Source organism: Marinicrinis lubricantis, assembly GCF_042658665.1.
GTDB classification, from domain to species: domain Bacteria; phylum Bacillota; class Bacilli; order Paenibacillales; family KCTC-33676; genus Marinicrinis; species Marinicrinis lubricantis.
In genome coordinates, this window is sequence record NZ_JBHSQV010000038.1 from 1 (window position 1) to 516 (window position 516).

A 516-nucleotide genomic window follows, 5' to 3' on the forward strand; every position below is an offset into this window, starting at 1 on the left:
AATATACGTATGATATGCGCGGTAATCTTCTATCCGTCGTGAAGCAGTCCAACAACATCCTAGATCCTTCCGTTACCGATATGGTATACGGCATGAATATGTGGATGAACATGGAGCCTGTTACGGTAACAGACGGCGTGTATGAGATGCCTGTCATTCCGGAACAATGGCTGCTTCTCCAAGCACAGGGAGAAACCGAGCTATGGGAGCAGTATGAATGGGATGCGGCGGGACGCCTGCGCCAGATGATCAATCATAAGGGAGACATCAGCCGCTACGATTATGACGGCGACGGCAATCGCGTTAGAATGACCATGGATGTCGCGGCCGGACCGAAAGGAAATAACGGCAATGGCAATGGCAATAATGGAAACGGCAATGGAAACGGTAATGGTCCGAAAAACTGCCATGTGGTGCCGCCAGGCTTTATTCCGCCGGGTTTAGCGAAGAAGTGCGGATGGGAAGACGAGTCGATTCCAGATTATCATAAGGGCGGTCCGAGAGACGGCTGGGAGC

At 51.7% G+C, this 516-nt stretch carries 1 protein-coding gene; it reads left to right on the forward strand.

Going from position 1 to position 516, the window contains the following annotated elements:
• The coding region (locus ACFPXP_RS07905) for an RHS repeat domain-containing protein (protein ID WP_379893701.1) at positions 1-516 on the forward strand (516 nt) is incomplete at both ends.